Origin of the sequence: Capilliphycus salinus ALCB114379 (assembly GCF_047276495.1) — a bacterium.
In the GTDB taxonomy this organism is placed as follows: domain Bacteria; phylum Cyanobacteriota; class Cyanobacteriia; order Cyanobacteriales; family Microcoleaceae; genus Capilliphycus; species Capilliphycus salinus.
On record NZ_CP178543.1, the window covers coordinates 3,880,236 to 3,902,902 of the forward strand.

Below are 22,667 nucleotides of genomic sequence, written 5' to 3' on the forward strand. Positions count from 1 at the left end.
CAAAATTCGGATTGAGTTTGTTCTCCTGAATTATGTAAACTTATGTAAAGTACCCTGATCATTTTTAGTGATGATGTCCCGTCGAACCATAATCCGTTTATTTCTAGCCGCTTGTTTGGCGCTCTTAAGTTTCAGTGTAACTTCTCCTGCGTTGGCTTTGGGAGGAACCCTACCCCCGTTAAACCAACCCGCACCCGATTTTACATTACCCACGAATACCGGAGACGGAGAAATTTCTCTTTCCGATTACCGGGGTCAGTGGGTGGTGGTGTATTTTTATCCCAAAGATTTTACCTCAGGATGTACATTAGAAGCCCAAAGATTTCAACAAGATCTGCCAAAATATTTGGATCGAAATGTACAAATTTTGGGAATTAGTGCCGATGATGTTGATTCTCATGCCGAGTTTTGTGATGCGGAAGGGTTAAAATTTCCCTTGCTTGCAGACACGGATGGTACTGTGAGTAAAGCTTACGGTTCTTGGCTGAACTTTTTCTCGATGCGACATACTTTTATTATCGATCCTGAAGGTCAATTACGAGAAACTTTTGTAAAAGTTAGACCTGCAATTCATAGCGCCGAAGTTTTAGCGCGTTTGGAAGAATTGCAAGCCGCATCTTAATTGAATTGAATCCAATTTCTTCACTGGGTCAAGTCTATCTGTTTAGATAGGCTTTTTTTTTCTCCGATATTTTTCCCACAGCCAGGTTAACCAAATACAGGGGGCTAAAATGACAATTTCCTGCAAGATAAAAATCAGATTTTGAAACGTAAACAGGGAAAACAAAAAGCCAAATAATCCCGAACCTCCATAATTAAAACCGCCAAAAATAGTTAGGGGAAAAATGAAGTAATCGGAAGTAAACGGCCAAAACGCTTGCACTCCAAACGGTGAGGAATCATCGGCAACCATTAAATCTAAGAAAATATGGCTGGCGTAGACTCCACCTGTCCAGAAACCGAGCCAATTCCATTCTTTTAATTTCACAGAACGAGCGATCAAAGCGGTTAATAAACCGATCAGGATTGCTACAATTAAACTGTGAGTGGCTTGACGATGAAAAATTCCCGGATCTGCGCGTAAAAGGATTCCCGCAAACATATCTAAATCGGGTGCATTGGCAATAAAAACGGAGGCAAATAAAACAGAAAGCCGATGACGTTTGGGGATGTGGGGTTGGGCGAGAATATATCCACAAACGCCTGCAAGTGAATGTCCGACGGGTGATGGCATTGGAAAGACTAGGCAACAGTTAAACTACAACAGAGTGGAATCAATATTCCTGCTCTGAATATAAGTTAACAAAAATAATTCATTATATGAAATACAGAAAATAATCCTACACAAGGCAAGAGGCGTTAGTGATGTAGGGGCGGGTTCTGCAAAAATCTATATCTCTCATCAATAATTGATATAAACCCGCCCCATCTTTCCCTGAACCCTATAAGGGCGGGTTAATTAAGGTAGTTGGTGGGAAATCTATATTTATTGCAGAACCCGCCCCTACAAAATTCCCCAACGATCATCTGTAGTGATGACAATTTTTTTTCAATTGGGAAAAATAAAGATAAAAAAAGAGGTAGAGACGACACAAGAAAAGAGGCTCTAGTGATATGATATCCGCTTGATTAATTCTGTTATGGGGGGGCGAACAACAGTGAACAAGTACCGTGCAGCGAACAGTTATAGCAGGTAAAACTCACGCACTGATAACTGATAACTGTAAACTGATAACTGTAAACTGTAAACTGTAAAAACCCGCCCCATCTTTCTGTGAACTACTCAGTTCAAACCCGGTATTTACTGTTAACTGGGTTCGGGAATGCTAATATCAATCGAAGTAATTTTGGTATCGCCATCTAAAGCCGTTAGCGGGGGCTGAATTTCGGCTTCATTTCCTACCACTAAAGTCACCATTTGGTCGGGTTTGAGATACTTTTGGGCGACCCGTTGAACATCCTCAATTGTTGTGGCTTCCACCTGACGCTGATAGTCAAAGATAAAATCTTGAGGATAATCATAATATTCATACAACATCAGACGGGATAAAGTTTGATCGGGGGATTCAAAATTGAAGATAAACGAGTTCAAGGTTGACTCTTTGGCGTAGGCTAATTCTTCGGGTTTAACCGGTTCATTGCGAACCCGATCCAATTCAACCCGAACCGCTTTTAAAAAGTCAACCGTTGCATCGGATCGAGTTTGTCCGCCTGCAATAAATACACCGGGATAGTCATAATTTGCGTTCCAAATTCCATAGACCGTATAAGCCAACCCTTTATCGGATCGAATTTGGTTAAACAACCGCCCACCAAAACCATTTAACACCCCATTCAGCACGCTTAATTCGGGAAAATCGGGATTATTTCGTTCTCCTCCGATGTGACCCATTTCGATATAACTTTGGGTTAATTGAGGTTGATTAATGAAATATATTCCGCTTTGATGGGCTTGGGAGGCGTTGGGTTGGGGCGGAATTTCGGCGGTGTTTGCGGGTTTCCAATTGCCAAATTTTTCAGCAATTAACGCTTTCATTTCATCGGTTTCAAAATCTCCCACAATTCCTAAAATCATATTTTCGGGGTGGAAAGATTTCTGATAAAAATCAACCAAATCTTCTCGTTGAATATTGTTGAGCGTCTCATATTCAACGGTGCGAGCGTAGGGACTATCTTCGCCGTAAATTAACTTCTGAAATTCTCGTCCGGCGATCCGTTCGGGGCTATCATTTCGCCGTGCAATTCCGCCTTTTTCTTGCGTTTTGGCTAACTCCAATTTTTGAGCATCAAAAACGGGTTTCTTTACCACTTCTGCAAACAGTCCGAAGACGGTTTCTAAGTCTTCACTCAACGCGCTAAAACCCGCACTTCCGGCGGTTGTACCAATTCCCGTTTCAACGGCTGCGGCTTTTTTTTCGAGAATTTGATTTAATTGATCGGCGCTATGATCGGCTGTTCCTCCGGTTCGCATCACTTCCCCGGTTAAGCTGGCGAGTCCAACTTGATCGGCGGGTTCGTATCGGCTTCCGGTGCGAAATAATGCGGTTCCTCCAACTAAAGGAAGTTCGCGATCGGGCATTAAAAAAACGGTAATCCCATTATCAAGTTGATAGCGGGTGTATTCGGGCAATTCGACTTCGGGTAGAGGCGGAAAATTCAATTCGGTGTAATGTTTTGCAGTAGATGCGACTGCGGGCGATCGCCAGGTTGTCAATAAAAACATGGTGGCGAATAGCAGTCCGAATAGAATTCGTTTTGATTTTCTCAAGTTAAATCTGGCTTGGGCTTGCATAATTGATGAGTCGTCGAAATCTGTTGGGTGAGTCTGAGTTATTTTTTAACCCAAACTGGGGGTAAATTGTGGCTGTGAACGGCCTAAGAATCTTGGGATAATAATTTACCAATGGTGCGATTTTCGGGGCGAAACGTTTCTTGGGCGACCCGTTGAATATCAGCCGGAGTAATTTTAGAAATCGCATCCAACTGCTTAAATAAATTCATCCAATCTCCGGTTTTCACCTCGTATTCTAGCAAAGCAAAAGCCATCCCCATGTTAGAATCTAGCGATCGCAATAAACTCGCCCGAGCCTGAGTTTTCACCCGTTCTAATTCCTCTGGAGAAACGGGTTCAGTTTTCAACCGTTCGATCTGATTTCGCAGGGCCACCGCCACTTCTTCGACGGTATGACCGGGAGCAGTTAGGGCGTAAAATAACATTAAATTGGGATATTTATCACCGGGATAACCGCTAAACCCTTCGGCTGCCAAAGCGATTTGTTGCTTTTGAACCAAACTTTGATAAAGGCGGGAGGTGCGACCATTGCTGAGAATGCTGGCGATCGCTTCATAAATAACATGATCGGGGTGAGCCAGTGCGGGTCGATGATAACCCTCAAAATACCAGGGTTGAGAGGGCAATTTCATCGTCACTTCTCGGGTTTCCTGTTGAGGCGGTTCTACCTCTTGAATTTTAGGCGGTTCGGGGCCTGCTTTGTAGCGTCCGAAATAAGTTTGGGCGAGTTGTTTAACTTGAGTCGGGTCAACATCGCCAACGATCGCAACGGTGAGATTATTCGGAACGTAGTAAGTCTCAAAGAAATCTTGTACATTATCTCGATTAAGACCCTTTAAATCTTCTACATAACCGATCACAGGACGGCGATAAGGATGAACTTTAAACGCTTCTGCGGTAAATTTCTCAATCATCTGACCGACGGGTGAATTATCAGTTCGGAGCCGTCTTTCTTCTAAAATTACCTGTTTTTCTTTAAAAAATTCTCGGAAAACCGGTTCGAGAAAACGTTCGGATTCTAAAGACATCCACAGTTCCAATTTATTGGCAGGTAAACTGTAAAAATAAACGGTTGAATCTGTAGAAGTTGCGGCATTTAATCCAACCCCGCCCGCCCGTTCAACAATTTTAGAAAACTCATTCGGTTCAACCAACTTTGAAGCTTCAGCTTGTACCTTTTCAAATTCGGCAACCAACTGAGAAACTTCTTCAGATTTTCCTTGTTTTTCGGCCGCTTGAATTTGGGCAAAAAGCCGATCCATGCGTTCAAGTAACGGCTGTTCTTGCTGATAATTGGTTGTGCCGATCCGCTTGGTTCCCTTAAAAGCCAAATGTTCTAAATAATGAGCCACTCCGGTTTGACCAACTGGTTCGTTGGCGCCGCCGACATCGGCATAAATTAAAAACGAAACCACCGGGGCTTTATGACGTTCGAGGACAATAAATTTCATCCCATTATCAAGGCGAAATTCGCTCACCTCATCCATCACCCGATCGAGATAGGGCTGAATGGAACTTTGAGGACGAACGGGCGTTTCATCGGCCAGTAAAGGGTTTGTAGAAATTCCCCAAAATAAACAGATCAATAGGGTTAAAATCAATCCCCGCCAAATTCTCCGGCCTAAGATATGCTGAAGATCGGGGGGAACACGCCAACTCGGAAACATAGGCTTCAGTCTCGTGAGGAATACTTTCAGACGAATTTTAACATTCAAAGCATGAAGACTTTTGTCATTTAAGCGATCTGCCCGATGACAAATGATAGGCTAAGACAGCCAACTCAAACCTTGAGAACACAGAACCCTAGCTGAATGCGCTCGTCGGTATCATTCGATCTTGACTGACCGCGACTGATAACGGTTCCGAATCTCTCCTTGGACAAAACATCAGATATTGAACGGTTAGAACGATGAAAACTTTAAATCACACTCCTCACTTGGAAACGGAAACTTCTGCTCGGATTTTAAAGGCCGCACAGCGATTATTTGCCCGTAAAGGTTATGATGGCACAACGACTCGCGATTTGGCACAGGCCGCCGGTGTTGCTGAAGGAACCATCTTTCGCCATTTTCCCAACAAAAAGGCGATTTTAATTGAAGTGGCAACGGAAGGATGGATTGAAATTCTCACCGATTTGTTGACCGAATTGAGTGAAATGGGCAGTTATAAAGCGGTGGCTCAAGTGATGCGCCGCCGAATGTTAAGTTTACACGAAAATACCGATTTGATGCGGGTTTGCTTTTTAGAGGCTCAATTTCACCCGGAATTGCGCGATCGCATTCAATCGGAAGTGATTGCAAAAATGACCGATGTTGCTGAAGCTTTTTTTGAAACGGCGATGGAAAAAGGGGTTTATCGTCAGATGAATCCCCGGATTGTGGCTCAGGTGTTTTTGGGAATGTTTGCCGTATCTGGATTTAGTTACACGACGTTAATTGAACCGGGAGCGCGACCAAAAGCCATGCAGGAAATTGCCGAAGGTTTGGCCGATATTTTTCTCAATGGGGTGTTAAATACTGAAGCCAATTCTTAACGGATTTTTTCATCGAAATCGTCAGGAAATATGGGATCAATTTTGGGCAACCCAAACGGGTAAAATTGATGACTCAGGTTCAATGCGTTGGGTTTGCCCCGAATTGTTTAAAATGATTGCGCTTCCCGCACCCATCGTTGCACGAGGGCTACAGACGGACACAAATCGCGCCGTTGCATGGTGATGACGTGCAGGCGGAGAATTTGTTGGTGCAGTCGATGAACGGGCATTTGAGCTAACTGAGTCACCGATCCAATTCCGGCGTGAAGCAACAGTCCGCAATACTGACATCCGACGCTGGGAATTCGTGCTAAATCAGCCATTGCTACCCATTTACTGACTTCTCTGAGGGTGGTTTGCAAAAGGTTCGCCAGCATCATTTTTTGGGCTTGGGTGCGGCCTTTTTTCAGCAATTCTGCGGTGGTGGTAATTTCACATTTTTCGCTGAGAAGTTTTTGATTGCTTGAGGTTAGTCCCGGAAGTTGAGAAATCGGCCAATCACAAGCGGAAATTGAACTTTGGGGTTTTGATGGAGATATTGCCATAAGATCATAAATCAATGCGAGAGAACAGCAATTTTCTGAGCAGACCGTTTGACACAGATGTGTTTTGGCTGTCCGTTCAGTTTGAGCATCATCCCTCTATCTCGAAAAGAGTTTTTGGGGTGGCGATGCGGGTTCTTTATTGTAGCAGTCTGTTCTGGGGGATTAAGGTATAGGGAGACACCGGGAAATTGTTACAATTATTCGCAGAATTTTAATCGGATTTGTCTAGATGAATTTTTCCTGTTTTTCCCGAGTTGCTTTTATTCGGATCTGGTAATTGAAATTATTCATCACAGTTCACGCTTTTCAATTCCGGCGAACGGTATGAAGTTTTGCAAATCTTACGAAAGATTGGAAACTTGATGATTAACCGATGAATTCCAAACACAATTGACGAAAATGATCGCCCCGATGTTCAAAGCTTTCATATTGATCAAAACTCGCACAAGCCGGCGACAATAACACCACTTTTGCCGATAAATTCCGGGCTAATTCTGCGGCTTTAGGAATGGCTTTTTCCATCGTTTCTACAATTTCCACATTTTGATAATTCACCTGTTGGAGTCGTTGCGAAAACTGTTCGGCTGCATCTCCAATTAATAAAACGGCCGCGGCTTTTTCTTGAATCTTTTGCAACCATTGGGAATCATCTCCTTCTTTTGCTTCCCCTCCCGCAATTAAAATAACCGGGGCTTCTACGGCGACCAAACCCACTTCTGCCGCATCATAATTTGTCGCTTTGCTATCATTAATCCAGTCAATTCCTTGCCAAGTTCCCACATATTCTAAACGGTGAGGAACACCCGGAAAGTTGGAAATCGCCTCTTGAATAGCCGGGGGTTCAATTCCCGCTAAACGGGCGGCTGCAACCGCCATTAACAGGTTTTGCCGGTTGTGAGTTCCCACCATTTTTAAAGCAGTTAAAGGCAAAATTTTCTGATGATTTTGGCAAACATAATCCCCTTCAATATAAACGCCCAAATCGGGATTGCCAATCAGTTCGGATTTACCTTTAACACTCGTCCAACAGGCATCTTTCCACTGTTGAGAGGCATTTTTCCGCAGGTAAGTATCGTCACCATTTAACACTTGTATTTCCGAATTTTTTAGTAATTTAGCCTTGATATTATAGTAATTTTCTAACGTATAGTGGCGGCTTAAATGATCGGGCGTAAACGTTGTCCAAATGCCGATTTTTGGGGCAAGGGTTGAGGAAGATTCGATTTGATAACTGCTGACTTCTGCAATTACCCAATCTACCGATTTATCCACTTTTAAAGCTCGAATTTCTTGCTGTTGTAGGGCCAATTCACAAGCCGCATTTCCAATATTTCCACAGGCGGGGGCGTTAAAACCTGCGGCTTTAAAAATGGCTGCGGTTAAAGCGGTTGTTGTGGTTTTACCGTTGGTTCCGGTAATTCCCACCCAAGGAACAAAGTCAAGATTTCGCCATGCGAGTTCCATTTCTCCAACGACTTCAATTCCCCTTTGACGGGCTGTTTCTAAAGGGGGAATATCCCAGGGAACACCGGGACTGACAACGACTAAATCTGGAGAGGTTTTAGGGTCAAAATTTTCACCTAAATTAACGTTAATTCCTTCTGTGATTAATTGCTGCTGTTGCTGATGCAATTTGGGTGAGGTATTGCGATCGCTAACCGTGACTTTCCAGCCTTGAGATTTCAGCAGTCGGGCTGCTGCATTTCCTGATCTTCCTAAGCCGATAATATGAGCGTTTGGCATAGATAAAATGGTAGTTTCCCTGGAGAAGTAATCCTTATTTTACCCGGTTTGGGGCTTCGGGGTAGATTGTTCGATTGGAGTTTGTCCAGAAAACGCCCTCCAAATCTTGCAATTTTGACTCGATTTAACTCTTAACAATTGCTCCAAAATCCGCTAACACTCTAGCATGATTTCGCAACAATCCCAACAGATTTAAACGGTTTTGTTGAATGTCGGGATTTTCATCCATCACCAACACACTTTCTGGCCCATCAAAAAAGGTGCTAACCGTTGGGGAAATTTCCGCCAAAGCATCAACTAACTGTCGATAATTGCGGGTTTCTTGGGCGGCTTCTGTTTTCGGAACTAACCCAATTAACGCTTGATAAAACGCTTCTTCAGAGGATTTTTCAAACAATTTAGGATTAACAATTTTCTGCGGTTCTAATTGTACCGTATCCAAATCTCCCTGTTTGGCTAAACGAGTCGAACGGTTGACGGTTTCATAGATTTGATCCAAGCTACCATCTTGGCGAATGGTTTGTAAGAAAATCGCCCGTTCGCGAACATCCAACAAATCTTTTAACGCCCGTTCGGTATATTCGGGATCATCTTCTCCTAAAACGGCATTGACCAAATCATAATCGATGTTCTTCTCATCTTGCAACAGGGTTCTAATTCGTTGTAAGAAAAAGTCATAAAGCTGCGACAACAAATCGGGAATTGCTTGGTCGTAGTTTTGAGTAAACTCAGCTACCAACTGTTCGAGAAGTTGATGTAAATTAAGGGTTAGATTCGCAGACCAAGTAATATTAACCACCGCATTCGCCGCCCGACGCAACGCAAAGGGATCGGAAGAACCGGAAGGAATCATTCCCAAGCCAAAAATACTGACCAAAGTATCCAATCTATCCGCCAAACCGACAACTTGACCCACCAAAGTTTGCGGTAAACTATCGGTCGCCCCACGCGGTAAATAATGTTCAAAAATTGCCGTAGAAACGGCTTCGGGTTCGCCGCATTCTCGGGCATATTTTTCGCCCATTACCCCCTGTAATTCGGGGAATTCATAAACCATTTGCGTAACCAAATCCGCCTTACAAAGTAAAGCCGCCCGTTGAATTTGAGTTTTTTCGGTTTCGCCAACTTCTAGCTGTTGACTAATTAAATTTGCGGCTTTACCAATGCGATTAACTTTATCGCGAACCGAACCCAATTTTTCCTGAAAAGTGACCGTTTCTAAATCGGGTAAATAAGCTTCTAAAGGTTGCTTTAAATCCGATTTGTAGAAAAACTGACCGTCCGCCAATCTCGCCCGAATTACCCGTTCATTTCCCGCAGCAATAATATTAGATTTTGCCGGATCTCCGTTGGAAATTGTGATAAAATAAGACTTGAGCGGAGATAGAGTCGATTTCGCCGTTTCTAATACGGGAAAATAACGTTGATGCGTGACCATTACCGTTTTAATGACTTCCGGGGGTAAATTCAAAAATTCCTCCTCAAATTTCCCCACAACCGCAGTCGGCCATTCCACCAAGTTAATCACTTCTTCTAACAGTTCCTCGGGAATTTCTGCCTCTCCGCCGATACTTTTCGCCGCCGTTTTTATTTCTTCTTCAATTGTCGTTTTTCGCCGTTCGGGGTTAACTTCAATAAACCCTTGACGCAACGCCTCTAAATAATCCGTTGGGGTGGAGATTTCTATGGGTTCGGGATGCAAAACTCGATGTCCTTGAGAAATGCGATTACTCTCAATTTTGTCCGAACCGCTAACCAAAGTTACGGGTAAAATTTTGTCATCCAACAACACCACCAACCAGCGTATCGGGCGGGGAAATCTCAACTCTCCATCTCCCCACCGCATGAACCGTTTTCCTTCTAATTTAGTAATCCATTCGGGAATTAATTCTGTTAAAATATCGGAGGTTCGACGACCTAAAATTTTCTTTTGAACAAATACAAAATCCCCTTTTTCTGTGGGGCGAATTTCCAAATCATCCAGTTCAACCCCTTGTTTTTTTGCAAACCCTTCTGCTGCTTTTGTGGGTTTATCATTCTTAAAAGCAGCCGATGCGGGTGGGCCTTTAATTTCTTCCTCACGGTCGGGTTGCTGCTTCGGGAGTCCTTCTATCACAACCGCCAACCGTCGGGGAGTCCCGTAAACCTCGATAGACTCAGACTTGAGAAATTGTTCATCCAGCGTGGTAGCAATGAGGTGTCGCCACTGTTGGAGGGCTTGTTCAACAAAAGGGGCGGGAAGTTCTTCGGTACCGACTTCGAGTAAAAAATTAGGCATAACAGCGATCGCAGAATGGGCAGATTACTAATTTTAGATGACTTAGGTATACGTTAGCACCTTTGGTGGTTATTCTTTCAAGTTTTATACCATAATTAAATGAAAAGATACAGAGTCAACCCATGAGTCAAACTATTTCGGCTGCAAAAATAAACCTGATTGACTTGAGAGAAAAATTTGGATTAGAACGAGTGAATGATTCTGATTTTTTCCAAGAATGGCAGGAAAATTTACCGAATCTTTCAGCCGAAGCACAGCAATTGATGGATGAAGTTAAAGCAGATTATCTTCATTTATTTGAGTATCCCCTCTTAGAATCGGTTGTTAAATTAGTGGTACTTTCCCCTTTGCTCAAACAAGCGGGTTTTTATCGTCCTCCCTTTTATATTATAGGTGAAAAAGAGGTAAAAGTCTTATCTCAAGATGAAGAAGTGATGATTCAAGGAAGACTGGATTTGTTGATATTTACCCCGCCATTTTGGGTCTTGGTCATTGAAGCCAAAAAAGCACAATATTCATTAGATGTGGGAATTCCTCAAGCCTTAACTTATATGTTAGCTCATCCTCATCCCGAAAAACCTTTATTTGGGTTAGTAACCAACGGAACCGATTTTATCTTTTTAAAGTTAACTCAACAAGGAACGCCTAAATATGCAGAGTCCGATGTATTTTCAATGCGACGCAGAGAAAACGAACTCTACACCGTTTTAAGAATACTCAAACGGTTAGCTGAAATTGTTACTTCACAAAATTAATTATTGTTTTTATGATGATTTTTACCCAATATTTCCAACAAAACACCAACCCCAATATTGATTTTATCATCCCGTTAACCGCCGAACAACGCTATCGCAGCCGTCAAACAATCGAGTTATCATCCGGTCAAAAACTCTATTTACGTTTACCCCGAGGAACGGTGTTAGAAGATGGGGATTTATTGCAGTCCGAAACACAAGAACACATTGCAAAAATCGTCGCCCAACCCGAATCCGTAATTACCGTTAAAGCCAACAGCGAACTTGAGTTAATCCGGGCGGCTTATCATCTCGGAAATCGTCATGTTCCCTTAGAAATTACCTCAACTTACTTAAGATTATCGCCCGATTCTGTGTTAGAGTCAATGTTAGTAAAATTGGGCTTAGAGATGATCGAAGAAATAGCGCCCTTTTATCCCGAAAAAGGAGCCTATGGACATCATCATTAGCTTTAATTCAGGAGAATAACACCTTGATTCTCAATCTTTTACAACTGGCGAGTCCAGCTTTACCTTTGGGTGCCTATAGTTACTCAGAAGGTCTGGAAGCCCTGATTGATAATGAAATCATTACCGATGAAAACAGTTTAGAATCTTGGCTAATTCAAGAGATAAAATACGGTTCAATCCGACTAGAAACTGCTATAATGTTAAGGGCGTACCGTTGTTTTATGGCAAATGAACTCATGGGGTTAACCGACTGGAATCAATGGTTAAGTGCGGCCAGAGAAAGTTCAGAATTGCGAAAACAAAGCTGGCAAATGGGCAACAGTTTAATGAAATTATTGTTAGAGTTAGAAGGCATTCAAAAACCCTCATCAACTCAATCGGATATTTTCAAACTCGAAACCTGTGCGGCAATTATTGGTAAACCTTGTAATTATGCGATCGCCTTTGGTTTGGGGGCGGGTTATTGGCAAATCGAACAAAAAAATGCCTTACTCGGATATTTACACAGTTGGGCAACAAATCTCATAAATGCCGGAGTTAAACTCATTCCTATCGGTCAAACACACGGACAAAAACTCCTCCTAAAACTCCATCCCGAAATTACCAAAGCCAGCGAAGAAATTTTTATCTTAGAAGATGATGAATTGCTTAGTTGTAGTTGGGGTTTGGGACTGGCAAGTATGCAGCATGAAACTCAATATACTCGTTTATTTAGAAGCTAATTTGGTAGGTTCCAACTGCATGGCCCCCAAACCCCCAAATCTGGGGGCTTAAATTGATATAATTCAGAAAAAATATCCAATAAAATTAGGGAAAAATTAACCATGACAGCCTTTAGAATTGGAATAGCCGGGCCAGTGGGTTCGGGGAAAACCGCCCTTCTCGATGCGTTGTGTAAGTCGATGCGAGATCATCATCAAATTGCCGTTGTGACCAACGATATTTACACTCAAGAAGACGCCCAATTTTTAGTTCGTTCCCAAGCGTTAGAAACCGACCGAATATTAGGCGTAGAAACGGGCGGTTGTCCTCACACGGCTATCCGAGAAGATGCCTCAATTAATTTGGCGGCGATAGAAGATTTAGAGTTAAAATTTGGCAATCTTGATATCGTCTTTCTCGAAAGTGGTGGGGATAATTTAGCCGCCACTTTTAGCCCAGAATTAGTCGATTTAACGATTTATGTTATCGATGTCGCCGCAGGAGATAAAATCCCCCGAAAAGGCGGCCCAGGAATTACAAAGTCCGATTTATTGGTGATTAATAAAATAGACCTAGCCCCGTTTGTTGGGGCAGATTTAAACATTATGGAACGAGACGCTAAAAAAATGCGAGGGGAAAAACCTTTTGTATTTACGAATTTAAAAACCAAACAAGGTTTAGAAGATGTGCAGGAGTTTATTCAAAATAATTTGATTTAATTTTAATTGATATTTTGATCGCTCTGTCGGGTTCATCAAACTACTCAAACCCATTAATCTTTCTGTAGGGTGCATCAAACCTGTTAATCTTGTTGGGGAGGGAAAAGCGTTAATCATTTGATGCACCATGCTACTCAAACCCATTAATCTTTCTGTAGGGTGCATCAAACCTGTTAATCTTGTTGGAGAGGGAAAAGCGTTAATCATTTGATGCACCATGCTACTCAAACCCATTAATCTTTCTGTAGGGTGCATCAAACCTGTTAATCTTGTTGGAGAGGGAAAAGCGTTAATCATTTGATGCACCATGCTACTCAAACCCATTAATCTTTCTGTAGGGTGCATCAAACCTGTTAATCTTGTTGGAGAGGGAAAAGCGTTAATCATTTGATGCACCATGCTACTCAAACCCATTAATCTTTCTGTAGGGTGCATCAAACCTATTAATCTTGTTGGGGAGGGAAAAGCGTTAATCATTTGATGCACCATGCTACTCAAACCCATTAATCTTTCTGTAGGGTGCATCAAACCTATTAATCTTGTTGGGGAGGGAAAAGCGTTAATCATTTGATGCACCATGCTACTCAAACCCATTAATCTTTCTGTAGGGTGCATCAAACCTATTAATCTTGTTGGGGAGGGAAAAGCGTTAATCATTTGATGCACCCTACAACTTCAGTATTTTCACTGAGGAAATCGTTTAAAAAAGTTCCGTATTTCCACTGTGGCTTTTACAGTTGGCTTGAGGTTAAGCTGAAATCAAATCTACTCAGGCTGAAGAACGCCAAGGACAAACACTCATGTTGAAGCGACTCATTGTAGGGTTAATTAGCATCACACTTCTATTTCAGAGTTTAGTATTCAGCAGTCCAGTTTATGCGAGTCCAGTTATTACTACTGAAAACTCTCAAGCAGTCTATGAAATTCCCTTCTCAGATACAATACTCTTTTATAAGAAGCTAGATCAAGCTTTGAAGTCAAACGAACCAATCGTAATTCAAACTAATTTTAAGAGTTATGAAGAGTTTCCAAAAGAGTTGAAAAAGATTGTTAAAATTGATGACCCAAGTGATTCTATGGATACAGTTGCTTCTACTCCGGGAGGGACAGCCACTACTCTCTTAATTGGGGGTGCTGCTATATTCGGAGCTGCTACTGGCTTAATTTTACCTCTTATTGGAGTAAGTGGTGCTGCTAGCTTAATTGCATCTGGAAAAGTTGATAACCATGCACTGAACTTTATGATCTCCACAGCTACAGGAGCAGTCGTGGGAGGTATGATAGGCGCACTTCCAGGCGGTATTCTTGCTCTCCCGGCGGCTGGAATAGGTGCGGGTACTGGTGCTATGTTCTCATTAGTATCTCAAGCATTCAGCGACTCTACTCGTCAATTTTTTCTAATAGATGGAGTTGATAGAAGAATCCAAATTGTTATTGCGTAAGCAGACTTTGCTTGCTAAACTTCAATAAATTAGAAATAATATTCTAGAGGTAGGTTAAAGCTTTAATCTACCTTATTTATTTTGGGGTTAAAATTTCAAAACTTATCCAACTTCATTTATAATAACTGCATTGAACCAGAGTTAAACATTCTAATGACCCCTGAAAAATCAACCGGATGGCAAGGAATTCTGCGGTTAAAATACGCCAAAGATAACAATTCAACCAAACTCATAGAAGCCTACAGCCAAGCCCCGCTAAAAATTCAACGTTCATTTTATCCCGAAGCAAAAGACATCTGTCATAACGTTATTTTACACACAGCCGGAGGAATAGTTGGAGGCGATCGCCTGTTACAAGAAATTCATTTACAACCCCAAACCCAAGCCCTCATTACCACCGCATCCGCAAGCAAAATCTATCGCAGTACCGGAAAACAAGCCAAACAAACGGTTAAAATACAAGTCGATACGGACGCAATTTGTGAATATTTACCCCGAGAAACAATAGTATTTAACGGTGCAATTTATCGCCAAGATTTACAGGTAGAATTAGGACAAAATGCGACGTGGTTGGGATGGGAAATTACCCGGTTTGGACGCACAGCCAGAGGCGAACAATTTAACCAAGGAGAATGGCGATCTTGTACCGAAATCTGGCAAAATGGAAAGCCATTATGGATAGATCGTCAGTGGCTACCGGCGAGTAATGAAATACTCACCAGTCCTCACGGTTTGGCGGGACAAGCGGTGGTCGGAACTTTGGCTTGGGTGGGACATTCGGTTTCTGAAGAAATGTTAAAAGAAATTAGAAAATTGTGGAATCAGCACGACACTTTAGGAGAAGCCGGAGTCACCCAACTTTTATCGGGTTTGTTGTGTCGTTATCGCGGAAATACAACCCAAGAAGTGATAAACTGGTTTACAACGGTTTGGCAATATATTCGCCAAAACTATCAGGGACGAGTCATCACTCAGCCCCGAGTTTGGAAGATTTAACTCAAAATAAGGTGTGCAGAAATTATGCAATTAACGCCTCAAGAAAAAGATAAATTATTGATTTTTACGGCCGCATTACTTGCCGAAAGACGCAAAGATAAAGGCTTGAAACTTAACTATCCCGAAGCGGTTGCCTATCTTTCTGCGGCAATTTTAGAAGGGGCGAGAGAAGGGCGAAGCGTTGCGGAATTAATGAGTTATGGTAAAACCTTGTTAACCCGTGATGATGTGATGGAGGGTATACCGGAAATGGTGGAAGAAGTGCAAGTCGAAGCCACTTTTCCCGATGGCACCAAGTTAGTGACAATTCACAATCCTATCGTTTAAAATAGGAAGATTATCCCTAGATTTTTAGAGAAAAATATTTATGATTCCCGGTGAAATTTTTGTTAAAGAAGGTGAAATTGAACTGAATCCGGGTCGCACTACCCGAAGAATAAAAGTGTCGAATACCGGAGATCGTCCCATTCAAGTGGGTTCTCATTTTCATTTCTACGAGGTGAACACCGCCCTAGAATTTGAACGAGAAGAAACCAAAGGAATGCGATTGAATATTCCCGCCGGAACAGCAGTTCGGTTTGAACCCGGAGACGAACGGGAAATTGAGTTAGTTTCTCTGGCGGGAAGTCGTCAGGTTTATGGCTTGAATGGGAAAATCAACGGTCAACTTTGATGTAAAGTTACAACCAGGAAAAGCCATGTTATTTCAAGAATTGAATCGTCTCAATCTGGATTTTGTGAGAACTTTAAAAGGATTTGTTTCTATCATTATAAATCCCGGTAACACCGACTCGGTTTTTGATATTAGTCAAGGAATACGGAATACTGAAGCTAGTAATCTAGCCTTAGAATATCTTAAATCTCAACCGGGAGTTTCTGAGATTCTTGAAGAACGTTATCTTCCTCCTACTCCCGATTTAGATCTTCTCATTACTTATCCCAAAGATTCACTCGGATATGTCTATGCCTCGAAGATGAAACAGGATAATTTTGACCCAGAATTCTACCAGAAAATCGAGGTAAAAGATGATCTGAGTTATATTATTTTACGTCAACGCCAAAGCCATGATATTTGGCATACTGTCACAGATTTTGGCACTGATGTAACAGCAGAATTGGGGCTACAATCATTTACTTTAGCTCAAACTCGTTTACCCTTGCCAATTATCCTGATAGCGGGTGGGCTACTGAAGACTTTACTGCAATCTCCAGCAGAAATGAGTCGATTATTAGATCAAATTGCTATAGGATATCGTATGGGGTCGAAAGCCAAACCCTTTTTAGCCCAAAAGTGGGAGGAACATTGGGATAAACCCCTGGCAGAATTGCGGGCAGAATTGGGAGTTGAACCCACGACCGTTTATCTACCGTGATCATCTATTAAAGCCGAGTGTAGAGGCGTTAATTTTGTTAAGATTTTAATGTCTCTACCTCCGATGAAAGTTCGTTTTAAACCTTTGAAATCAAACAACAAGGTGAGGAAAAATTAAGATGAGTTATCGAATGGATCGTCGCGCCTACGCTGAAACTTTTGGCCCAACCGTTGGCGATCGCATTCGCCTCGCCGATACGGAATTAATTATTGAAGTTGAACAAGATTATACAACCTACGGCGATGAGGTGAAATTTGGGGGCGGAAAAGTGATCCGGGATGGAATGGGACAGTCTCCTATTTCTCGCGAAGAAGGCGCCGTCGATCTGGTGATTACCAATGCGTTAATTTTAGATTATTGGGGAATTATTAAAGCCGATATTGGCATCAAAGACGGCAAAATTTTTAAAATAGGAAAAGCGGGAAATCCCTATATTCAAGACAACGTTAATATTATTATCGGCCCCGCAACCGAAGCCATTGCCGGCGAAGGAATGATCCTCACCGCAGGCGGAATTGATACCCATATTCACTTTATTTGTCCTCAACAAATCGAAACCGCGATCGCATCAGGAATTACGACAATGATCGGGGGAGGAACAGGCCCCGCTACCGGAACAAACGCCACCACTTGTACACCCGGATCTTGGAATATTTATCGAATGCTGCAAGCCGCCGATGCTTTCCCGATAAATTTGGGGTTTTTAGGAAAGGGAAATAGTGCGAAACCGGAAGGATTAATAGAACAAATTGTTGCGGGTGCTTTGGGATTAAAATTACACGAAGATTGGGGAACAACTCCGGCTGCAATTGATACCTGTTTAAATGTTGCCGATCAGTACGATGTTCAAGTTGCCATTCATACCGATACTTTAAATGAAGCGGGATTTGTGGAAACGACTATTTCTGCTTTTAAAAATCGCGTTATTCATACTTATCATACCGAAGGCGCAGGGGGAGGACACGCCCCGGATATTATCAAAGTTTGCGGTCAAAAAAATGTCTTACCCTCCTCAACAAACCCGACCCGTCCCTACACCGTTAACACCCTAGAAGAACATCTCGATATGTTGATGGTTTGTCATCATTTAGATCGAAATATTCCCGAAGATGTTGCCTTTGCCGAGTCAAGAATTCGCCGCGAAACGATTGCCGCAGAAGATATTTTACACGATTTGGGCGCTTTTAGTATGATTTCCTCCGACTCGCAAGCGATGGGACGGGTGGGAGAAACGATTATTAGAACTTGGCAAACTGCCCATAAAATGAAAGTACAAAGAGGGTTACTTCTTTCCCCTGAAAATACTCAAGAAACCCATGATAATTTTAGGGCTAAACGTTACATTGCAAAATATACCATTAATCCGGCAATTACGCACGGAATTTCTGATTATGTTGGGTCAGTCGAAGAAGGAAAATTAGCCGATTTATGTTTGTGGAAACCGGGCTTTTTTGGCGTTAAACCGGAAATTGTGATTAAAGGCGGATTCATTGCTTGGTCACAAATGGGCGATGCAAACGCCAGTATTCCCACGCCTCAACCCGTACATATGCGCCCGATGTTTGGCAGTTTTGGCGGGGCGATGACTGCTACTTCTTTTACCTTTGTTTCTCAGGCGGCTATAGAAGCAGGAATCAAGGAAAGAATTGGTTTACAAAAACCCACAGTCGCCGTAACAAATACCCGCAATTTAAGTAAAGCGGATATGAAATTAAATGATGGGTTACCCCAGATGGAAGTCGATCCGGAAACCTATGAAGTTCGCGCAGATGGTGAACTTTTAACCTGTGAACCTGCGGAAAGTTTACCGATGGCGCAACGTTATTTTCTGTTTTAATAACACTTGTTTTCTAAACAGATATGGTGGTTTTCTATCGCCATAACTGTATATCCCCAAAACCAGGTTTATCAATAGTACATCACCGGGCGGGTTTATGTCAGTTATTTCTGGGCAACATACATATGAGGAGAACCCGCCCCTACAAAACTGGTAACTGGTGACTGTAAACCTATTCCCTTTCCCTATTCCCTATTCCCTAACTAATTACACTCTATTCTTAAACTTTGACAATAGGCTTTTCGTTGACGTTCACGGCCTAATTCATTCGTCTTTTGTTCCCAACGGGACTCGATGGTAAGAATCGCTTCTGACAATGAAATTTGATTGTCTAAAAAATCCATTAAAATCGGATGTAAAAGGTCTTGTTGATAAACTTCAGACTGATAAACTGACAAATCTAAAACCATATTCTGACTATTCAAAGACATATAAATTGCATTTAGATATCGAGTCGCAAATTGCTGATTCATTCCCGCTTCTATCCAGAGTTGACGGTCAGTTAACTGAGACATTCGATAAGGATTAAAGGCGGTTTTTGAAGTAATCACATCAAGATTGGATTGTTTTGGCTGACTCATATAAGACAAAAAAGCGTAGGCTGCATCCAGAAAATTCCCATCTAAATCACCATTAATCGTCCCCACCCAACCGCCCAAAGCTGCATAGGGTGCATAATTAATCCCTTCTTGACTATAAGGACAAATTAACGGATCGCAAACCACTAACTGACCTGTTTCTCGGTCTAAAACTTCAGAACTTCCCGGTAAAATAGCAGTTCCCAATTGGTTTTTAATCGGAGAGTCTGACTCTATTGCTAAAGTGCCTAAATTTCCCCAGTCGAGAGTCAAAGCACAACGACCCGATAAAAATAGCGCTCGGATTTTTTCCTCCGAGAAATTATCTTGGAATTCGACTGATGGCCCGTAGCTAACTGCTTCTTTATAAATCGCTAACGCCTTAGCAAAAGCCTGATTATTTACTAAAGGTTTCATGGTTTCCGAGTCAAAAAAAGCCCCCTGTTGAGTTCCCCGAGTTTGTAACAACGAACTCGCCACCGCCCACAACATTCGGGGGTTAGTTTGAGGAGTTTTGATCAGACAAGAACCATAGTCGGGTTCTCCATCATTATTGAGGTCTTGACCGTCAACTTGTCGGGCTAATTGTAGATATTCATCCCAAGTGCGTGGCGGTGTAATTCCTTGCTTTTCTAAGATATCACTGCGATAATAAAGAGTGAGTAGATCCCCATCGAGAGGAACCGCATAAATTGCACCGTTATAAATCGCGTGGTATTCTCGAAAATAGGCGGCAATATCCTCCCATTTAATCGCTTCATCGGCTTCTACCAGGGGCGTTAAATCTTGCAAATATCCCTGTAGAAGATAGTCGGCTTTCCACTGAGGAGGAATAATCACCACATCGTAATTGTGAATACCCCTCCGGAAATCATTCAAAATTTCTTGATAGAGTAGGTCAAAGGGTGCCGTAATAATTTTGATTTCCAAACCCGTGAGCAGTTCAAATTGTGCGGCATGATCGATAATTGCCTCCGTTATCCCACTACCGGGTGTCAGGCTCAATACCGTCAGGGTAACTCCGCTAAAATTCGGCTGTAGTGTTGTTTTTTCCAGACTCGAAGACGAATCACTCCGGCTTTCATTTACAGCAATTCCGTGACAACCAGCGATCGCCAAACTTAGACCAACGGGGAGCCATCGAGTGAATAATTGAGGAATTAGAAATTGTCTAACACTCAATAGACAATCGCCGATCGGCATCATAAATTTTAGTCCTCCAACAATTCAGTTTTCTGAATTAAGCACCCGATGATGATATCACTATGAGTTTAACTAACCACGATTTTGTCAATCGGTCAATAGAATCAAGTCCAATACCAATTTAGCGAATCTCTAAATTTTTAGAGATTTGTGAAAACTCTACTTGTAGGATAACATTTTTATTCAGTTGAGTGTATAAACTCAACACTTTAACACTAAAACTCAAGTCAAAACAGGGGTCATCCATTGAGTCACAAAATCTGTGATTTTTTGATAGTATTTCTGAGTTTATGGGGAACAGGGGTGTCCCCGTCTATTGCTTCGCCTTTGGTCCCCGTATCCGTGCCGCTAACTCAAAATTCTTACCCTCAACCGGTGCCTCCTGATGCCACCATTCCCGAACCTCAATTTCCCCCAACCTTACCCCCTCCCGAGGAACTTTTTCCCTCTCCTCTCCCCAATTCTACCCCTACAGAACCCGATGTAGAACCCTCACAAACTCTTGTAATCGAACGATTTATTTTTGAGGGAAATACCGCCTTTACCGATGAAAAATTAGCAGAAATTACTCAATCTTTTCTCAATCGTCCGATTACATTTTCCGAACTTTTACAAGCCCGTTCTGCCGTCACCGATTTATATGTAAGCAACGGCTATATTACTTCCGGGGCATTAATTCCTCCGCAAACCTTAGAAGCCGGAGCCGTAACCATTCAAATTGTTGAAGGAGAAATTTCCGAATTAAATATCAAAGGAGATGAAAAACTCAATTCCAATTATGTTCGCTCGCGATTAAAACCCGCCCTTTCTAAACCCCTCAATCAAAATCGCCTTTTAGAAGCGCTCCAATTGCTGCAATTAAATCCGGTAATCGCCACCATTTCAGCCGAACTTTCCGCCGGAATTCGTCCGGGTGAAAGTATACTCAATGTGGACTTTCAAACGGCCGATACCTTTACAGTTAGAGTTTTTAGCGATAACAGTCGCCCGCCCAGCGTCGGCACTTTTCGGCGGGGGGTAGAAGTGCTAGAAGGCAATTTATTCGGACAAGGCGATCGCTTTGATGCCGTTTATAGTAACACCGATGGCAGTAATATTGTTGATGTTAGTTATGATTTCCCGATTAATTCTCGCAATGGAACCGTCGGATTTTATTTGAACTATACCGACAGTCAAGTGATAGAATCGCCCTTTGAAGATTTGGAAATAGAAGCCAATAGTTACACCTATGAATTGCGCTACCGTCAACCGATTATTCGGACGCCCCAAGAAGAACTCACTTTGGGTTTAGCCCTGAGTCGTCGAGAAACAGATACCTCAATTTTAGGGGTGGGTTTTCCCCTCTCCAGGGGGGCAGAAAATGACGGAGAAACTCGTTTATCGATTGTTCGTTTTTATCAAGAATATGTCAATCGGGGAGGAAAACAAGTGTTGGCGGCGCGATCGCAATTTAGTTTGGGAGTCGGCGCGTTAGATGCCACAATTAATAATAATGACGAACCCGATAGTCGATATTTGGCGTGGCGGGGACAGGCGCAGTGGTTGCGATTGTTGGCACCGGATATGGTATTATTAATTCGGTCGGATATTCAACTCTCCAACGAAGAATTAATTCCCCTCGAACAAATCGGGCTGGGGGGATTTGAGACGGTGCGGGGATATCGTCAGGATTTGTTATTGCGGGATAATGCGGCGTTTGCTTCGGTGGAGTTGCGCTATCCCATCCTGCGAACTTCTGATGGAGAAGGGGTTTTACAACTGACTCCCTTTGTCGATCTCGGTCGGGCTTGGAATGCTAACCCCGAGTTGGAAATTGACTCTAGGACCCTGTTTTCGGTGGGTTTGGGCTTGCGTTGGCAATACAGCGATCGCCTCACGTTACGCTTTGACTGGGGGATTCCCCTGTCTGATACCGAGTCGCGAGAACGAACCTTACAAGAACAGGGGATTTACTTTTCACTCGATTGGAATTTGTTTTAGATAGATCTCTGTGCTATAATCGTTTATTGTGCCGATGTAGCTCAGTGGTAGAGCGGCGCACTCGTAATGCGTAGGCCAGGGGTTCAAATCCCCTCATCGGCTTCTTTCTAGAACTTCGCCTTCATTGCCATTCAGTTAAAAAGCTGGCGGTCGGATTTGAACCCACAACCTTCCGATTACAAGTCGGATGCACTACCGTTGTGCTACGCCAGCAACAGATCATTAATTTCTTGACCTTTACA

General features: G+C 42.5%; 21 protein-coding genes and 2 tRNA genes. 14 read left to right on the forward strand and 9 right to left on the reverse strand.

The genetic code is table 11. The features are described from left to right. Positions 1-73 precede the first annotated feature (73 nt). Positions 74-622 carry a peroxiredoxin gene (locus ACL6C3_RS16095; RefSeq protein ID WP_413168343.1) on the forward strand — a complete coding sequence of 183 codons (549 nt, stop codon included), beginning with the start codon at positions 74-76 and terminating at the stop codon, positions 620-622. A gap of 42 nt (positions 623-664) precedes the next feature. On the opposite strand, the gene ACL6C3_RS16100 is transcribed toward ACL6C3_RS16095, so the two are convergent. The 3 genes from ACL6C3_RS16100 to ACL6C3_RS16110 form a co-directional block, all read right to left on the reverse strand. Then, positions 665-1,234: a metal-dependent hydrolase gene (locus ACL6C3_RS16100; RefSeq protein WP_413159947.1), complete on the reverse strand. Its 570-nt coding sequence runs from the start codon at positions 1,232-1,234 to the stop codon at positions 665-667. Positions 1,235-1,807: 573 nt separating this feature from the next. Continuing rightward, complete coding sequence (locus ACL6C3_RS16105; RefSeq protein WP_413159948.1) at positions 1,808-3,292, reverse strand: M16 family metallopeptidase; 1,485 nt, start codon at positions 3,290-3,292, stop codon at positions 1,808-1,810. An 83-nt stretch (positions 3,293-3,375) separates the two neighbouring features. After that, entirely contained in the window at positions 3,376-4,959 is a 1,584-nt protein-coding gene (locus tag ACL6C3_RS16110) for a M16 family metallopeptidase (protein ID WP_413159949.1), read from the reverse strand. A gap of 242 nt (positions 4,960-5,201) precedes the next feature. Here ACL6C3_RS16110 and ACL6C3_RS16115 point away from each other — a divergent pair, with 242 nt between their 5' ends. Beyond that, entirely contained in the window at positions 5,202-5,825 is a 624-nt protein-coding gene (locus tag ACL6C3_RS16115) for a TetR/AcrR family transcriptional regulator (RefSeq protein ID WP_413159950.1), read from the forward strand. Between the two features lie 107 nt (positions 5,826-5,932). Here the strand turns inward: ACL6C3_RS16115 and ACL6C3_RS16120 are convergent, their stop codons facing one another. From ACL6C3_RS16120 to glyS, 3 genes are all read right to left on the reverse strand, one after another. Continuing rightward, complete coding sequence (locus ACL6C3_RS16120; protein ID WP_413159951.1) at positions 5,933-6,370, reverse strand: DUF4332 domain-containing protein; 438 nt, start codon at positions 6,368-6,370, stop codon at positions 5,933-5,935. A gap of 366 nt (positions 6,371-6,736) precedes the next feature. Then, on the reverse strand, positions 6,737-8,113 hold the full coding sequence (gene murD / locus ACL6C3_RS16125) for a UDP-N-acetylmuramoyl-L-alanine--D-glutamate ligase (protein WP_413159952.1): 1,377 nt from the start codon (positions 8,111-8,113) through the stop codon (positions 6,737-6,739). A gap of 124 nt (positions 8,114-8,237) precedes the next feature. Further along, positions 8,238-10,391, reverse strand: coding sequence for a glycine--tRNA ligase subunit beta (glyS, locus tag ACL6C3_RS16130; protein ID WP_413159953.1), 2,154 nt, complete (start codon positions 10,389-10,391; stop codon positions 8,238-8,240). A 122-nt stretch (positions 10,392-10,513) separates the two neighbouring features. Between glyS and ACL6C3_RS16135 the strand changes: the two genes are divergently transcribed. The 4 genes from ACL6C3_RS16135 (at position 10,514) to ureG (ending at position 13,016) form a co-directional block, all read left to right on the forward strand. Beyond that, positions 10,514-11,146, forward strand: coding sequence for a restriction endonuclease subunit R (locus tag ACL6C3_RS16135; RefSeq protein ID WP_413159954.1), 633 nt, complete (start codon positions 10,514-10,516; stop codon positions 11,144-11,146). Positions 11,147-11,157: 11 nt separating this feature from the next. Then, positions 11,158-11,595, forward strand: coding sequence for an urease accessory protein UreE (gene ureE / locus ACL6C3_RS16140; RefSeq protein ID WP_413159955.1), 438 nt, complete (start codon positions 11,158-11,160; stop codon positions 11,593-11,595). 23 nt (positions 11,596-11,618) lie between these two features. After that, on the forward strand, positions 11,619-12,317 hold the full coding sequence (locus ACL6C3_RS16145) for an urease accessory protein UreF (RefSeq protein WP_413159956.1): 699 nt from the start codon (positions 11,619-11,621) through the stop codon (positions 12,315-12,317). Positions 12,318-12,419: 102 nt separating this feature from the next. Beyond that, positions 12,420-13,016, forward strand: a complete 597-nt coding sequence (gene ureG / locus ACL6C3_RS16150) for an urease accessory protein UreG (protein ID WP_413159957.1) — start codon at positions 12,420-12,422, stop codon at positions 13,014-13,016. On the opposite strand, the gene ACL6C3_RS16155 is transcribed toward ureG, so the two are convergent. Further along, positions 12,975-13,631 carry a hypothetical protein gene (locus tag ACL6C3_RS16155; protein ID WP_413159958.1) on the reverse strand — a complete coding sequence of 219 codons (657 nt, stop codon included), beginning with the start codon at positions 13,629-13,631 and terminating at the stop codon, positions 12,975-12,977. The genes ureG and ACL6C3_RS16155 overlap by 42 nt on opposite strands. A gap of 185 nt (positions 13,632-13,816) precedes the next feature. On the opposite strand from ACL6C3_RS16155, the gene ACL6C3_RS16160 reads away from it, so the two are divergent. From ACL6C3_RS16160 to ureC, 6 genes are all read left to right on the forward strand, one after another. Then, the gene (locus ACL6C3_RS16160; protein WP_413159959.1) at positions 13,817-14,458 is read left to right on the forward strand and encodes a hypothetical protein; all 642 of its coding nucleotides are present in this window, start codon (positions 13,817-13,819) and stop codon (positions 14,456-14,458) included. A 153-nt stretch (positions 14,459-14,611) separates the two neighbouring features. Next, complete coding sequence (locus tag ACL6C3_RS16165) at positions 14,612-15,454, forward strand: urease accessory protein UreD (protein ID WP_413159960.1); 843 nt, start codon at positions 14,612-14,614, stop codon at positions 15,452-15,454. 24 nt (positions 15,455-15,478) lie between these two features. After that, positions 15,479-15,781 carry an urease subunit gamma gene (ureA, locus tag ACL6C3_RS16170; protein WP_413159961.1) on the forward strand — a complete coding sequence of 101 codons (303 nt, stop codon included), beginning with the start codon at positions 15,479-15,481 and terminating at the stop codon, positions 15,779-15,781. A gap of 40 nt (positions 15,782-15,821) precedes the next feature. Continuing rightward, positions 15,822-16,127, forward strand: coding sequence for an urease subunit beta (locus tag ACL6C3_RS16175; RefSeq protein WP_413159962.1), 306 nt, complete (start codon positions 15,822-15,824; stop codon positions 16,125-16,127). A 25-nt stretch (positions 16,128-16,152) separates the two neighbouring features. Next, entirely contained in the window at positions 16,153-16,827 is a 675-nt protein-coding gene (locus ACL6C3_RS16180) for a Coq4 family protein (protein ID WP_413159963.1), read from the forward strand. A 118-nt stretch (positions 16,828-16,945) separates the two neighbouring features. After that, entirely contained in the window at positions 16,946-18,664 is a 1,719-nt protein-coding gene (gene ureC / locus ACL6C3_RS16185; protein ID WP_413159964.1) for an urease subunit alpha, read from the forward strand. Positions 18,665-18,867: 203 nt separating this feature from the next. Here ureC and ACL6C3_RS16190 read toward each other — a convergent pair whose 3' ends face one another. Continuing rightward, entirely contained in the window at positions 18,868-20,448 is a 1,581-nt protein-coding gene (locus tag ACL6C3_RS16190) for an ABC transporter substrate-binding protein (protein WP_413159965.1), read from the reverse strand. A gap of 300 nt (positions 20,449-20,748) precedes the next feature. Here ACL6C3_RS16190 and ACL6C3_RS16195 point away from each other — a divergent pair, with 300 nt between their 5' ends. Further along, entirely contained in the window at positions 20,749-22,425 is a 1,677-nt protein-coding gene (locus ACL6C3_RS16195) for a ShlB/FhaC/HecB family hemolysin secretion/activation protein (RefSeq protein ID WP_413159966.1), read from the forward strand. Positions 22,426-22,455: 30 nt separating this feature from the next. Next, positions 22,456-22,527: transfer RNA gene (locus ACL6C3_RS16200), tRNA-Thr, on the forward strand. Positions 22,528-22,566: 39 nt separating this feature from the next. On the opposite strand, the gene ACL6C3_RS16205 is transcribed toward ACL6C3_RS16200, so the two are convergent. Further along, positions 22,567-22,638, reverse strand: a tRNA-Thr gene (locus ACL6C3_RS16205). Positions 22,639-22,667: the final 29 nt, after the last annotated feature.

Coding starts and splice junctions, on each gene's coding strand:
- ureE (WP_413159955.1), top strand. CDS start 11,158: ATGATGATTTTTACCCAATATTTCCAACAAAACACCAACCCCAATATT.
- ACL6C3_RS16095 (WP_413168343.1), top strand. CDS start 74: ATGTCCCGTCGAACCATAATCCGTTTATTTCTAGCCGCTTGTTTGGCG.
- glyS (WP_413159953.1), bottom strand. CDS start 10,391: ATGCCTAATTTTTTACTCGAAGTCGGTACCGAAGAACTTCCCGCCCCT.
- ureC (WP_413159964.1), top strand. CDS start 16,946: ATGAGTTATCGAATGGATCGTCGCGCCTACGCTGAAACTTTTGGCCCA.
- murD (WP_413159952.1), bottom strand. CDS start 8,113: ATGCCAAACGCTCATATTATCGGCTTAGGAAGATCAGGAAATGCAGCA.
- ACL6C3_RS16120 (WP_413159951.1), bottom strand. CDS start 6,370: ATGGCAATATCTCCATCAAAACCCCAAAGTTCAATTTCCGCTTGTGAT.
- ACL6C3_RS16180 (WP_413159963.1), top strand. CDS start 16,153: ATGTTATTTCAAGAATTGAATCGTCTCAATCTGGATTTTGTGAGAACT.
- ACL6C3_RS16135 (WP_413159954.1), top strand. CDS start 10,514: ATGAGTCAAACTATTTCGGCTGCAAAAATAAACCTGATTGACTTGAGA.
- ACL6C3_RS16100 (WP_413159947.1), bottom strand. CDS start 1,234: ATGCCATCACCCGTCGGACATTCACTTGCAGGCGTTTGTGGATATATT.
- ureA (WP_413159961.1), top strand. CDS start 15,479: ATGCAATTAACGCCTCAAGAAAAAGATAAATTATTGATTTTTACGGCC.
- ACL6C3_RS16175 (WP_413159962.1), top strand. CDS start 15,822: ATGATTCCCGGTGAAATTTTTGTTAAAGAAGGTGAAATTGAACTGAAT.
- ureG (WP_413159957.1), top strand. CDS start 12,420: ATGACAGCCTTTAGAATTGGAATAGCCGGGCCAGTGGGTTCGGGGAAA.
- ACL6C3_RS16110 (WP_413159949.1), bottom strand. CDS start 4,959: ATGTTTCCGAGTTGGCGTGTTCCCCCCGATCTTCAGCATATCTTAGGC.
- ACL6C3_RS16155 (WP_413159958.1), bottom strand. CDS start 13,631: ATGCACCCTACAGAAAGATTAATGGGTTTGAGTAGCATGGTGCATCAA.
- ACL6C3_RS16190 (WP_413159965.1), bottom strand. CDS start 20,448: ATGATGCCGATCGGCGATTGTCTATTGAGTGTTAGACAATTTCTAATT.
- ACL6C3_RS16160 (WP_413159959.1), top strand. CDS start 13,817: ATGTTGAAGCGACTCATTGTAGGGTTAATTAGCATCACACTTCTATTT.
- ACL6C3_RS16165 (WP_413159960.1), top strand. CDS start 14,612: ATGACCCCTGAAAAATCAACCGGATGGCAAGGAATTCTGCGGTTAAAA.
- ACL6C3_RS16115 (WP_413159950.1), top strand. CDS start 5,202: ATGAAAACTTTAAATCACACTCCTCACTTGGAAACGGAAACTTCTGCT.
- ACL6C3_RS16105 (WP_413159948.1), bottom strand. CDS start 3,292: ATGCAAGCCCAAGCCAGATTTAACTTGAGAAAATCAAAACGAATTCTA.